The sequence below is a fragment of the Pseudomonas sp. UBT genome (assembly GCF_050915955.1).
Taxonomy (GTDB): domain Bacteria; phylum Pseudomonadota; class Gammaproteobacteria; order Pseudomonadales; family Pseudomonadaceae; genus Aquipseudomonas; species Aquipseudomonas antarctica_A.
This window is the reverse complement of sequence record NZ_CP168080.1, coordinates 302,092-315,571: the sequence shown is the minus strand read 5'-3', so window position 1 is coordinate 315,571 and position 13,480 is coordinate 302,092. Positions and strand designations below refer to the sequence as shown.

General features: G+C 62.3%; 8 protein-coding genes. 1 reads left to right on the top strand and 7 read right to left on the bottom strand.

Going from position 1 to position 13,480, the window contains the following annotated elements; all coding sequences use genetic code 11:
- Positions 1-425: 425 nt before the first annotated feature.
- From ACDZ94_RS24410 to ACDZ94_RS24380, 7 genes are all read right to left on the bottom strand, one after another.
- Positions 426-2,066: a BatD family protein gene (locus ACDZ94_RS24410; RefSeq protein WP_221294942.1), complete on the bottom strand. Its 1,641-nt coding sequence runs from the start codon at positions 2,064-2,066 to the stop codon at positions 426-428.
- Positions 2,063-3,802 carry a tetratricopeptide repeat protein gene (locus ACDZ94_RS24405; protein ID WP_432751568.1) on the bottom strand — a complete coding sequence of 580 codons (1,740 nt, stop codon included), beginning with the start codon at positions 3,800-3,802 and terminating at the stop codon, positions 2,063-2,065. Before ACDZ94_RS24405 ends, ACDZ94_RS24410 begins: the two co-directional genes overlap by 4 nt.
- Complete coding sequence (locus ACDZ94_RS24400; protein WP_064452693.1) at positions 3,799-4,887, bottom strand: vWA domain-containing protein; 1,089 nt, start codon at positions 4,885-4,887, stop codon at positions 3,799-3,801. Before ACDZ94_RS24400 ends, ACDZ94_RS24405 begins: the two co-directional genes overlap by 4 nt.
- Complete coding sequence (locus ACDZ94_RS24395; RefSeq protein WP_064452692.1) at positions 4,880-5,374, bottom strand: DUF4381 domain-containing protein; 495 nt, start codon at positions 5,372-5,374, stop codon at positions 4,880-4,882. The genes ACDZ94_RS24400 and ACDZ94_RS24395 overlap by 8 nt, the downstream gene beginning before the upstream one ends.
- Positions 5,371-6,303 carry a DUF58 domain-containing protein gene (locus tag ACDZ94_RS24390; protein ID WP_049712996.1) on the bottom strand — a complete coding sequence of 311 codons (933 nt, stop codon included), beginning with the start codon at positions 6,301-6,303 and terminating at the stop codon, positions 5,371-5,373. The genes ACDZ94_RS24395 and ACDZ94_RS24390 overlap by 4 nt, the downstream gene beginning before the upstream one ends.
- A gap of 5 nt (positions 6,304-6,308) precedes the next feature.
- Positions 6,309-7,268: an AAA family ATPase gene (locus ACDZ94_RS24385; RefSeq protein ID WP_003174327.1), complete on the bottom strand. Its 960-nt coding sequence runs from the start codon at positions 7,266-7,268 to the stop codon at positions 6,309-6,311.
- Between the two features lie 259 nt (positions 7,269-7,527).
- Positions 7,528-7,881, bottom strand: a complete 354-nt coding sequence (locus ACDZ94_RS24380; RefSeq protein WP_064452691.1) for a hypothetical protein — start codon at positions 7,879-7,881, stop codon at positions 7,528-7,530.
- A 490-nt stretch (positions 7,882-8,371) separates the two neighbouring features.
- Here ACDZ94_RS24380 and ACDZ94_RS24375 point away from each other — a divergent pair, with 490 nt between their 5' ends.
- The gene (locus tag ACDZ94_RS24375) at positions 8,372-13,240 is read left to right on the top strand and encodes an NAD-glutamate dehydrogenase (RefSeq protein ID WP_221294939.1); all 4,869 of its coding nucleotides are present in this window, start codon (positions 8,372-8,374) and stop codon (positions 13,238-13,240) included.
- Positions 13,241-13,480: the final 240 nt, after the last annotated feature.

Sequence of the window (13,480 nt, the reverse complement as noted above, 5' to 3'; positions counted from 1 at the left end):
GTTTAGCTGCCAGGCGCGGCGCTGCGCTTTTCTGTGGGAGCTGGCTTGCCTGCGATGCAGACATCTCGGTACATCAGGCATAAGCCGTTGATGCCATCGCGAGCAAGCCCGCTCCCACAGTTTGACCGAGTTTAGCTGCCAGGCGCGGCGCTGCGCTTTTCTGTGGGAGCTGGCTTGCCTGCGATGCAGACACCTCGGTACATCAGGTATAAGCAGTTGATGCCATCGCGGGCAAGCCTGCTCCCACAATTTGACCGAGTTTATCTGCCAGGCTGTGGCGCTGCGCTTTTCTGTGGGAGCTGGCTTGCCTGCGATGCAGGCACCTCGGTACATCAGGTATAAGCAGTTGATGCCATCGGGGGCAAGCCCGGCTCCCACACAAGCCAGTTCCCACATAGGCTTTGTGGTGTGAGGCAGCCCGGGATTTACTTGGGATACAGCGGCGGCAGGCTGGTGGTATCCGTCGCCGGGTCTTGTTCGCGTTCAGCCGTAGGAATGGCTTTTATCGCGCGCCACAAGTCTTCGCCCAGCCAATATTGGCCGCTTTCGCTGTACAGCGCGCCGTTCAGCCCATCCAGCGCATCCGACAATGGCACAAACCGCGCGGCCATATCCGCCAGGGTTTCCGGCTGTTGCCGCGCCCAGGCGTCCAGTGCCTGGCGCGTGGCCTGCGGGTCGTTGGCCTGGGTGGCGCGCTTGAGGTCGTCGAGCAGGCTGCGCGGGCTCGGGCCGGTTTGCGCGGCACGTTGCACGGCCGGTTGCCGACGTGCACGCCACCACAGGCCGAAGCCCAGCAGTGTGGTGCATACGAAGATCAGTGTGCTCAGTTGCCACAGCCACAGGCGGTCATCGTCTGGCGCAGTAATTACCGTCGGCGTGGCGGGGGTGTCCACCACCAGGCTCGGGTTGGTCGCCACTTGCAAGGTGCGCGCGGGCAGGCTGGTGCGTTCGAGGTGGTCTTCGTGGGTGTTCCACCACACCACTTCCACGGCCGGCAGTTCGACAGCGCCGGCGCGGGTCGGCACCAGCGCTTCGCGGTCTTCGCGGCTGCCTGTCAGGCCGTGGTCGTTGCTCTGGTTGGCGAGCACCGGTTGGTCGGGGTAGCGGCGCAGGCCATTGATGTCGGTGCTGGGCAGCGCCGGCAGTTGCGCGCTGGAAAGGCCCTCGGCCTTGACTGTGAGGCTGCGGGTCAAGGAGTCGCCGACCTGCACGTGATCAGGCGCGGGGTTCCAGGCTTCGCTCAGGTTCAGGCTGCGCGCAGGCAACCAGGGCGCATCGGCGGGGTAGAATTCCGGCTTGGGTTTGACCGTCAACGGCAACTCGGCCGAGCTGACGTGAATCAACTTGCCCGGTTTGGTGCCTTGCAGCGTGTTCTCTTGGGGCGGGCGCGATTCCACCAGGGTCGCACTGAAGGTCTGCGCCGGAATCATCAATGCGCCGCTGTGCTGCGGGTAGATCGCGTAGCGGGTTTCGATCACGCCATGGCGAATGCTGTTGATGACTTTCTCGTAGGTGCGCGACTCACCCAACTGCTCGATGCGTGCATCCGGAATCTGCAACGGCGTGAGGCTGCTGTCGTCATACAGTGACACCGAATGATAAACGCGCACGGTCAACAGGGCCTGGGCCTGGACGTACACGCTGGTTTGGTCGAGGTTGGTTTCGATGAACACCGGGGCCAGTTCGGCGCTGGTGTTCTGGCTGGCCGTTTCGACCACTTGCAGGCTGATCGGCTGGGTCTTGAGCTCACCGACTTGCAGCGGCGGAATCACCACGGTGCCGTTTTCCTTGGGCAGCAGGGTGATGATCCAGCGCGTGGTGGCGTGGTTATCGCCGCCCAGGGTGGTGAGCTGGTTGATCTGGCGGGTGCCGCTGACTTCGAACTGTGCGTCGAGGGGCGACAGGTCGGGTTTGCCGAATTGGGTGACGTCGCTGGACTCCACCGTCAGTTCCACCGTTTCCCCGGAATTGACGCGGCTGCGGTCGACGCTGGCGACGAGGTTCGCCGCCTGGGCGTGGCCTGCCGACAACGCAAGCAGGAGCAGAAGGGTGGTGCGGCGGCTCATCGAGTCTTGTCCTGATGTTGTTGCTGTTCGTACCAGAATTTGCGGCGCAGCAGTTCGCCGGGGTTGTCCGGGATCTCCTGCAGCCATTGCTCCAGGGCCTGGCGATGCTCGCCGTCAATGCTGGCATCGGCAGGGCGCAAGGGCGGGGTGGTGGTTTGCTCATCCCCTAACTCGCTGCCCGGTACGTCGTTGCCGCCGGTTTTTGGCGCAGTGCCTGATTGGCTCTCGCCGGTGCCGGTCTCACCCTGGCCCTGGGGCGATTGTTCGCCACCCGTGGCACTTTGCCCGGTATTGCCCGGTTGCGCAGTTTGGCCGGGTTGGGTGGTTTCGTCATCTTCGCTTTTTGCCGGCTTGGTCTGTTCGGGCTGTGCTTGTTGCTGCATCACGCTTTCCACCAAGGCTTTGTTTTTGAGCGCCGGTTGCAGGTCGGGCTGGGCCTCCAGCGCCTGTTCGTAGGCGTCGATGGCCGCTTCCAGTTCGCCGGATTTGGCCAGGGCGTTACCACGATTGTAGTGGGAGTAGGCGTCATTGCCTTGGGCAAAACGCTTGATAGCCTCGGCATAGTTACCGGCCTCGTACAGCGCCACGCCTTGCCATTGCGGGTCGTCGAAGCGCTCGGCCGCTTCGGCGGGGCGCTTGTGCTTGAGCAGGTACTGGCCCTGCTGGTCGGGGCGCAGCCACAGGTCCTGAAGTTCAAAGGCGTAACTTGGTTGCGGCGCCCCGAGTAACAGCAAAGGCAAACAAAACAGCCAGCCACGGCGCCCGGCGCAGGCAGCGAGGAGCAACAGCGGCAGGAGCAGCCAGTAGCCCTGGTCGGCCCAGGCGTCGAGGTGCAACAGTTGGCCATCGTTGCGCAGGGTTTGCGGGCCGTCGAGCAGGTTGAGTTGACGCAGGTCTTTGTCGTCCAGGCGTGCGGCGCGGTAACGGCCGCCCATTTCACTGGCGAAGGCCTTGAGGGTTGGGCTGTCGAGGCGCGGCACCAGGATCGCGCCTTGGTCGTCCTTGAGGAACTCGCCGCTTTCCTGGGTCACCGGTGTGCCTTCACGGCTGCCGATGCCGAGGATCGACAGCGTTGGCGCCTGCCCACCTTGCAGCTGCAGCCGAATGCCTTGGCGTTCCTGTTTCGACAGCGACGAGCCCACCAGCAACAGGCGCCCCTGACCGAGGCCGCCCTGTTTGAGCAAACCCAGGGCCTTTGCCACTGCCAGGTCGGCGCGATGGCCGGGCTCGGGCATGATCGAAGGGCGCAGGGCCTCGAGCAGGTTACGGCTGGTGGCCAGGTCATCCGACAGCGGCACCAGGGTGTGGGCGCTACCGGCATACACGACGATTGCGGTCGGCGCATTGTCGCGTGCTTGCAGCAAGTCATACAGCTTGCGCCGCGCTTGCTCCAGGCGATTGGGCGGGCTGTCGGTGGCGAGCATTTCCGGGGTCAATTCCAGCAGCACCACGACCGGGTCGGAGGGTTTCTGGCTGGACTGTTCAACCCTTTGCCAGCTGGGACCCAACAAGGCCAACACGGCCAGTAGCCAGCCGACACCCAGCAGCACCCACGGCGATTTGCTTTCGCGACCGTTGCCACCACTGAGCAACACCGCATGAAAGGCCGGTGGCAGGATCATCTGCCAGCGCCCGGCGCGTTTTTGCCGATGCCAAAGCTGCCACAGCAGCCAGCCGAGCAGCGGCAACAACAACAGCCACCAGGGACGGAACCAGTGCGGCCACAGGTCGATCATCGACGCCTCCGCAAACGCAGGCGTTTGAGGCGTTGGCGCCATTCGGGGTGCTGTTGCAGGAAAATGCCCTTGGTCGAGAGTTTATTGAGTAAGCGTTGCAGCGCGTTGTTGGGCCAGCGTTCCTGGACCACCAGCAACATGCTCAGGATCAACGCCAGGGCCAATGGCGCACTGTAAAGCGCCTGGGCCGGGCGGGCTTGTGTCGGTTGTTGCGCAACAGGCTCAAGCTGATCGAGGGTGTCCTTGATCTTTTGCAGCTCGTTGCCGTCGCGGGCGCGGAAGTAGCGGCCACCGGTCGCGTCGGCAATCGCCTTCAACGCGGGTTCGTCGAGGTCGAGGCTCGGGTTGACGCCGAGGATGCCCAGGGAGCCGGTTTGCTCGGGGTCGGCGCCAATGCCGATGGGGTAGATTTTCACGCCTTCTTCAGCGGCCAGGCGTGCGGCGGTCAACGGGTCGATTTGCCCGGCGTTGTTGGCGCCATCGGTGACCAGGATCAGCACGCGGCTTTGCGCCGGGCGCTGGCGCAGGCGTTTCAGGGCCAGGCCAATCGCATCACCGATGGCGGTGTTCTTGCCGGCAATGCCGATGCGCGCTTCGTCCAGCCAAGTGCGCACGGTGCGCCGGTCGAAGGTCAGCGGCGCTTGCAGGTAGGCCTGGCTGCCAAACAGGATCAGGCCGACGCGGTCGCCTTCGCGGCTTTCCAGGAAGTCCCCGAGCAGGTGTTGGACCAGGCTCAGGCGGCTGACGTCATCGTCTTGCCAGTGCATATCCGGGAAGTCCATGGAGCCGGACACGTCCACCGCCACCAGCAAGTCGCGGCCGCTGGCGGCAATCGGCAGCGGTTCGCCGAGCCATTCCGGGCGGGCGGCGGCGCTCAACAGCAGCAGCCACAGCACCACGAACGGCGCCTGCTGGCGCCAGCCCGGCAGGTTGACGCGCGCGCGACGACGGGCCAGGCCTTCGAGGTCGGCGAGGTAGCTGACTTTCAGGGCTGGCTCGCCGCTGTCGGCCACGGGCAGGATCAGCCGCATCAGCCAGGGCAATGGCAACAGGGCGAAGATCCACGGCCAGGCGAACTCAAACATGTTTGCGAATCCAGGTGTCGACGGCTTGGGTCAGGCCGGCGATGGCCTTGTCGTCGAGTTTGCATTCGGGTTTGTAGGCGCCTTCCACCAGCACCATCCAGCGGGTCAGGCCGGCAGCAGGGCAGCGGTTGTCGAGGAACGCCAGCCATTTGCGGCCGTTGAGGGTGTGGCTCTGGCTGTAGGGGTAGTCGTTGCGGCACAGGCGCTTGAGCAAGCCGTTGAGCTGTTGCAGCCAGGCGCCGGCGGGGGCGCCGTCGTAGGGTTTTGGCATCAGCGCAAGCTCTGCCAGGGCGGTGATGCGCAGTGGGTCCAGCGGTTGTTCGGCACGCGCGACCGGGCGGCGCGCCGGCAGGAAACGGCGCAGCCACCACAACCCCCAGGCGCACAGCGGAATCACCAGCAGCAACAGCCACCAGCCCGGCGCAGGGGGCCAGAAGCCAATGGCCGGCGGGGCGATCAGGGGTTGCAGTTGGTCGAGGCTGCTCATTGCTTTTTAACCGGGCGTTGCGGGTTGAGGTATTCGCGCAGCTGCTCGACCATTTCGCTCTGGGTACTCAAGGGCATCAATAGAATCCGCAGTTTCTGTGCGAGCAGTTCCCAGCGGGCGATGCGCGCTTCGGCCTGGGCCTTGTAGGCCTGGCGTAAGTCGAAGTTAAGCGTGTCCAGTTCCAACTGCGCGCCGCGTTCGGCAAAGCGCAACAACCCTGCGGCGGGCAAGGCGTGGTCCAGCGGGTCGGAGATGGGCAGCAGCAAGAGGTCGCAATGCCGAGACAGCAGGCTCAGCTGCTGTTCGGCACCTTCGGTGAGCGCGCGTTCATCGCAGATCACAATCACCAGGCTGCCCGGGCGCAACACTTCGCGGCCACGGCGCAAGGCCATGCCGAGGGCGTCGGCTTCGGGTCGGCTTTCGGTATTGAGGCTCTGGTTGACCCGCACCAGGCGGTTGAGCAGTTGCAGCAGGCTTTGCTTGCTGCGCCGGGGCTTGATTTCGTAGTGTTCGCTGTCGCCGAAGACCAGCCCGCCAACGCGGTCGTTATGCCCCAGGGCTGCCCAGCCGATCAGGCTGGCGGCTTGCGCGGCCAGTACCGACTTGAACATCTGGCCGGAACCGAAAAACAGCCGGCAGCTTTGCTCGACCATGATGAAAATCGGTCGCTCGCGTTCTTCGTGGAACAGTTTGGTATGCGGTTCCTGGGTACGCGCCGTTACACGCCAGTCGATGGTGCGCACATCGTCCCCGGCCTGGTACACGCGCACCTGGTCAAAGTCCACGCCACGCCCACGCAACTTGGAATGGTGCAGGCCGATCAACGGGCTGCGCTGGCTCGGCGTGGAAAACAACTGCACTTCGCGCACACGGTGGCGCATCTCAATCAATTCGCTGAGCGTGACGCGGATTCCATCGCTGGCATTCATGGGTTTCAAGCGACGGCAACGACATCGAGAATACGTTGCACCACGCGGTCCTGGTCAATGCCGGCCGCTTCGGCTTCGAACGACAAAATGATGCGGTGGCGCAGCACGTCGAACAGCACGGCCTGGATATCTTCCGGGCTCACAAAGTCGCGGCCGGCCAGCCACGCATGCGCGCGGGCGCAGCGGTCCAGGGCGATAGAGCCGCGCGGGCTGGCGCCGTACGCGATCCACTCGGCCATTTCCGGGTCGAACTTGGCCGGGGTGCGCGTGGCCATCACCAGTTGCACCAGGTATTCCTCCACCGCATCGGCCATGTACAGGCCGAGGATTTCCTTGCGCGCTGCGAAAATCGCCTGCTGACTGACGCGGCGTTCGGGCTTGGTTTCACCGTTGAGGGCTTCGCCTCGGGCTTGTTGCAGGATGCGTCGCTCTACCGCTGCATCCGGGAACCCGATTTTGACGTGCATCAGGAAGCGGTCGAGCTGGGCTTCGGGCAACGGGTAGGTGCCTTCCTGCTCGATGGGGTTTTGCGTGGCCATCACCAGAAACAGTGGCGACAAGTCGTAGGTGCTGCGCCCGACGCTGACCTGGCGCTCGGCCATGGCTTCGAGCAGTGCCGACTGCACCTTGGCCGGTGCGCGGTTTATTTCGTCCGCCAGCACCAGGTTGTGGAAGATCGGGCCCTGTTGGAACACAAAGCTGCCGGTTTCCGGGCGATAGATCTCGGTGCCGGTGATGTCGGCAGGCAGCAGGTCGGGGGTGAACTGGATGCGATGGAACTGCGCTTCGATGCCTTCGGCCAACTCTTTGATGGCTTTGGTCTTGGCCAGGCCCGGTGCGCCTTCGACCAGCATATGGCCGTCGGCAAGCAGGGCGATCAGGAGGCGATCGATGAGTTTTTCCTGGCCGAGAATCTGCGTAGAAAGAAAGGTTCGCAGCGCGAGCAGCGCTTCACGATGTTCCATCGATGACGGTTCCTGGAGAGGTGAGCCTGGGCGTCGAGAAAAAACGCCGGGCCTGGGGCGCTTACTTTAATGCATCGAGGGGGGTGGCGACTAACGGCGTGACGGCTATTTTTGGCAAATCTTGTAGGAAATTTGTATGGGAACACGGTCAATGTGGGAGGGGGCGCGCCCCCGATAGCGGTGGATCAGTTTATACGTCTGTGACTGATCGACTGCTATCGGGGGCGAGCCCCCTCCCACATTTGATCGTTGGTGCGGTTTAGATTCGGGTAAAGGTGCCTGTGCCCTTAAGAATGTTCTGCAAGGTTTCCTCAACTTCAGCCAAATCCGACGCAGCGGTGCTGTGGAGAATTTCCAGATGATCCTTGCCACCCAGTGCATCGGCATCGCCCGCAGCCAACTCAACCCGCAACGTCGTGTCGCTTAGCGTGACCTTCAGCCCATCCAGGGTCGACGGCTCGTAATCCCAAGTCAGTTCGACTTCATCTTCGTCCGGGTAACGGGTGAGCATGAACATCTCGCCGTTTTTACCGTGGCAGCAGAGCATGGCCATGTTGTCTTCTTCGTCGTCGCACGGGGTGGCCATCAGCGCGTCGGTGTTCAGTTGCAGCATGGGAAATCCTGTTTGGGGGAGGGCACAGCGGGGCAATTGTGCCATTGCGGCGAATTTTGTGCTGCATTCTGTGTCAGACCCAGGGTATGACCTGACGGGCTCTATCAGTCATTTTCGGTACTCGTGAGCTGGAAAATAGCGGGTTTTTCTTCGGAAAAATACGGGTTGCTCAAGTCGCAACCCCAGGCCTGCGTACCGATGACCGAATATGTCGCAGCGTCGCAAGCAGCCGTCTTCCTACACTCGTTAAGCTGCGCAACGGATGTGCCCTGTGCCGGGAGTCTGACCTGCCCGTCGTACCGTCGCCCTGCATGCTGCACATCTTATGGGAGTTGTATGTGACCTCATTGTCTTGTCCAGCTTCACCCACCTGTCACCCTGATTCGTTTATGGTGCTTGTTATCAGTACCTGCGAACAGCGCTGACGGTCTCCCCGCAAGGGGAAAACGCGACGCTTCCATCAATAACAAGCCCAAGCGGAGTACCACAGATGGCGTTCTTCACCGCAGCCAGCAAGGCCGACTTCCAGCATCAACTGCAAGCGGCACTGGCGCAGCACATCAGTGAACAGGCACTGCCACAAGTGGCGCTGTTCGCTGAACAATTTTTCGGCATCATTTCCCTGGACGAACTGACCCAACGTCGCCTTTCCGACCTGGCCGGTTGCACTTTATCTGCCTGGCGCCTGCTTGAGCGCTTTGATCACACCCAACCGCAAGTGCGGGTCTACAACCCCGATTACGAACGTCATGGCTGGCAGTCGACCCATACCGCCGTCGAAGTGCTGCACCATGACCTGCCCTTTCTGGTGGACTCGGTCCGTACCGAGCTGAACCGTCGTGGCTACAGCATCCATACCCTGCAGACCACCGTCCTCAGCGTGCGCCGTGGCAAGAAGGCCGAGCTGCTGGAAATCCTGCCCAAAGGCACCCAGGGCGAAGGCATCCAGCAAGAATCGCTGATGTACCTGGAAATCGACCGCTGCGCCAATGCCGCCGAACTGAGCGTGCTGAGCAAAGAGCTTGAGCAGGTACTGGGCGAAGTGCGCGTGGCCGTGGCCGATTTCGAACCGATGAAAGCCAAGGTCCAGGACCTGCTGGCCGGTATTGATGCAAGCAAGTTCAGCATCGACGGCGAAGAAAAAGCCGAGATCAAAAGCTTCCTGGAATGGCTGGTGGGCAACCACTTCACCTTCCTCGGCTATGAAGAGTTTGTGGTACGTGACGGGGCGGATGGCGGTCATATCGAATATGACGCCAATTCCTTCCTCGGCCTGACCAAGCTGCTGCGTGCCGGCCTCACCGCCGAAGACCTGCGTATCGAAGACTACGCCGTAGCCTACCTGAACGAGCCGGTTGTGCTGTCGTTCGCCAAGGCTGCGCACCCAAGCCGCGTGCATCGCCCGGCTTATCCGGACTATGTGTCGATCCGCGAGATCAGCGCCGACGGCAAAGTCATCAAGGAACACCGCTTCATGGGCCTCTACACCTCTTCGGTGTACGGCGAAAGCGTGCGGGTGATTCCTTATATCCGCCGCAAGGTGGCGGAAATCGAACGCCGTTCGGGCTTCCAGGCCAAGGCTCACCTGGGCAAGGAACTGGCGCAAGTCGTTGAAGTGTTGCCGCGCGATGACCTGTTCCAGACCCCGGTCGACGAGCTGTTCAGCACCGTGATGTCGATCGTGCAGATCCAGGAGCGCAACAAGATCCGCGTGTTCCTGCGCAAAGACCCGTACGGTCGTTTCTGCTACTGCCTGGCCTACGTGCCACGTGACATCTACTCCACCGAAGTGCGCCAGAAGATTCAGCAAGTGCTGATGGATCGTCTGAAAGCCTCGGACTGCGAATTCTGGACCTTCTTCTCCGAGTCCGTGCTGGCCCGTGTGCAACTGATTCTGCGGGTTGACCCGAAGAACCGCCTCGCCATCGACCCGCTGCAACTGGAAAAAGAAGTGGTGCAGGCCTGCCGCAGCTGGCAGGACGACTACTCCAGCCTGGTCGTGGAAAGCTTCGGCGAAGCCCAAGGCACCAACGTGCTGGCGGATTTCCCGAAAGGCTTCCCAGCCGGTTACCGTGAGCGTTTTGCTGCGCATTCGGCTGTGGTCGATATGCAGCACCTGAACAGCCTGACCGAAGCCAACCCGCTGGTGATGAGCTTCTACCAGCCGTTGGGCCAGGTCTCCGGCCAACGCGAGCTGCATTGCAAGCTCTACCACGCCGATACCCCGCTGGCGTTGTCCGACGTGTTGCCGATCCTGGAAAACCTCGGCCTGCGCGTGCTGGGTGAGTTCCCGTACCGCCTGCGTCATGCCAATGGTCGCGAGTTCTGGATCCATGACTTTGCGTTCATCGCCGCCGAAGGCGTGAACCTGGATATCCAGCAGCTCAACGACACCTTGCAGGACGCGTTCGTGCACATCGTTCACGGCGATGCCGAAAACGATGCGTTCAACCGCCTGGTACTGACCGCCGGCCTGCCTTGGCGCGACGTGGCGCTGCTGCGTGCGTACGCGCGCTACCTGAAGCAGATCCGCCTGGGCTTCGACCTCGGTTACATCGCCAGCACCCTGAACAACCACACCGACATCGCCCGCGAGTTGACCCGGTTGTTCAAGACCCGCTTCTACCTGGCGCGCAAGCTCACCGCCGATGACCTGGAAGACAAGCAGCAACGTCTGGAGCAAGCGATCCTCACCGCCCTGGACGACGTTCAGGTGCTCAACGAAGACCGTATCCTGCGTCGCTACCTGGACCTGATCAAGGCGACCCTGCGTACCAACTTCTACCAGACCGACGCCAACGGCCAGAACAAGTCGTACTTCAGCTTCAAGTTCGACCCACGCGCCATCCCTGAGCTGCCCAAGCCGGTGCCGAAGTTTGAAATCTTCGTGTACTCGCCACGCGTTGAAGGCGTGCACCTGCGCTTTGGTAACGTCGCGCGCGGCGGCCTGCGTTGGTCCGACCGTGAAGAGGATTACCGTACCGAAGTGCTCGGCCTGGTAAAAGCCCAGCAAGTGAAGAACTCCGTGATCGTGCCGGTGGGCGCCAAGGGCGGCTTCCTGCCGCGTCGCCTGCCATTGGGCGGCAGCCGGGACGAGATCGCGGCCGAGGGCATCGCCTGCTACCGTATCTTCATTTCCGGCCTGTTGGACATCACCGACAACCTGAAAGACGGCGCCCTGGTGCCGCCGGTCAATGTCGTGCGTCATGACGACGATGACCCGTACCTGGTCGTGGCTGCGGACAAGGGCACTGCGACCTTCTCCGACATCGCCAACGGCATCGCCATCGACTACGGCTTCTGGCTGGGCGATGCGTTCGCCTCCGGTGGTTCCGCCGGTTACGACCACAAGAAAATGGGCATCACCGCCAAGGGCGCGTGGGTCGGTGTGCAGCGTCACTTCCGTGAGCGCGGCATCAACGTGCAGGAAGACAGCATCACGGTGGTGGGCGTCGGCGATATGGCCGGTGACGTGTTCGGTAACGGCCTGTTGATGTCCGACAAGCTGCAACTGGTCGCGGCCTTCAACCACTTGCACATCTTCATCGACCCGAACCCGAACCCGGCGACCAGCTTCGTCGAGCGTCAGCGCATGTTCGAGCTGCCGCGTTCGGCGTGGACCGACTACGACACCAGCATCATGTCCGAAGGCGGCGGTATCTTCTCGCGCAGCGCGAAGAGCATTGCCATCTCGCCACAGATGAAAGAGCGCTTCGACATCCGGGCCGACAAGCTGACCCCGACCGAACTGCTGAACGCCTTGCTCAAGGCGCCGGTGGACCTGTTGTGGAACGGCGGTATCGGTACTTACGTCAAGGCCAGCACTGAAAGCCACGCCGACGTGGGCGACAAGGCCAACGACGCGCTGCGCGTCAACGGCAACGAGCTGCGCTGCAAGGTCGTGGGCGAGGGCGGTAACCTCGGCATGACCCAGCTGGGTCGTGTGGAATTCGGCCTCAATGGCGGCGGTTCCAACACCGACTTCATCGACAACGCCGGTGGTGTGGACTGCTCCGACCACGAAGTGAACATCAAGATCCTGCTCAACGAAGTGGTGCAGGCCGGTGACATGACCGACAAGCAGCGCAACCAGCTGCTGGCGAGCATGACCGACGAAGTCGGCAGCCTGGTGTTGGGCAACAACTACAAGCAAACCCAGGCGTTGTCCCTGGCCGCACGCCGTGCCTACGAGCGTGCTGCCGAGTACAAGCGCCTGATGAGCGACCTGGAAGGCCGTGGCAAGCTGGACCGCGCCATCGAGTACCTGCCGACCGAGGAGCAGCTCTCCGAGCGCGCCGCAACCGGCAAGGGCCTGACCCGTCCGGAGCTGTCAGTGTTGATCTCCTACAGCAAGATCGACCTCAAGGAAGCATTGCTCAAGTCGCTGGTGCCGGATGACGACTACCTGACCCGTGACATGGAGACCGCGTTCCCACCGAGCCTGGTCGCCAAGTTCGGCGAAGCCATGCGTCGCCACCGCCTCAAGCGTGAGATTGTCAGCACCCAGATCGCCAACGACCTGGTTAACCACATGGGCATCACCTTCGTTCAACGACTCAAAGAGTCGACCGGCATGAGCCCGGCGAACGTAGCGGGCGCGTATGTGATTGTGCGTGACATCTTCCATCTCCCGCACTGGTTCCGTCAGATTGAAGCCCTGGACCACCTGGTCTCCGCCGACGTGCAACTGGAGCTGATGGACGAGCTGATGCGCCTGGGCCGCCGTGCTACGCGCTGGTTCCTGCGCAGCCGTCGCAACGAGCAGGACGCTGGCCGTGACACCGCGCATTTCGGTCCACACCTGGCGGCGTTGGGCCTCAAGCTCGACGAATTGCTGGAAGGCCCGACCCGCGAAGGCTGGCAGAACCGCTACCAGGCCTACACCGAAGCCGGCGTACCGGAATTGTTGGCGCGCATGGTTGCAGGTACTACCCACCTGTACACCTTGCTGCCGATCATCGAAGCCGCCGACGTTACCGGGCATGACGCCGCTGAAGTGGCCAAAGCCTACTTCGCCGTTGGCAGTGCCCTGGACTTGCCGTGGTACTTGCAGCAGATCAGCGATCTGCCGGTGGCCAACAACTGGCAGGCCCAGGCACGCGAAGCCTTCCGCGACGACGTGGACTGGCAGCAACGGGCGATTACCATCGCGGTCCTGCAAATGGCCGATGCGCCACAAGACATGGAAGCCCGCGTGGCCCTGTGGCTTGAGCAGCACCAGGACATGGCCGATCGCTGGCGCGCAATGATGGTGGAAATTCGTGCAGCTGTCGGCACGGACTACGCCATGTACGCGGTGGCCAACCGTGAGTTGTTGGACCTGGCGTTGAGCGGTCAGTCGGTGCTTGCGCCGGCTTGATCCCGCCGTAAAACAAAAGCCCCCGTATCGTGAGATACGGGGGCTTTTTGTTGGAACCCTATTTATCAAACACCTGGGTCAATGGGGGGAGCTGGCTTGCCTGTGATAGCCATAGGTATCTACACAACTCTTTGTGTCGCTTTAAGTCTGTGAGGGGGTTGAGTAGATTGAGTATATATCCGTTGCTGCGGTAACGGCGGCTTAGGGTTCCGCCCTTACGGCGGGTCACTTTTTTACAAA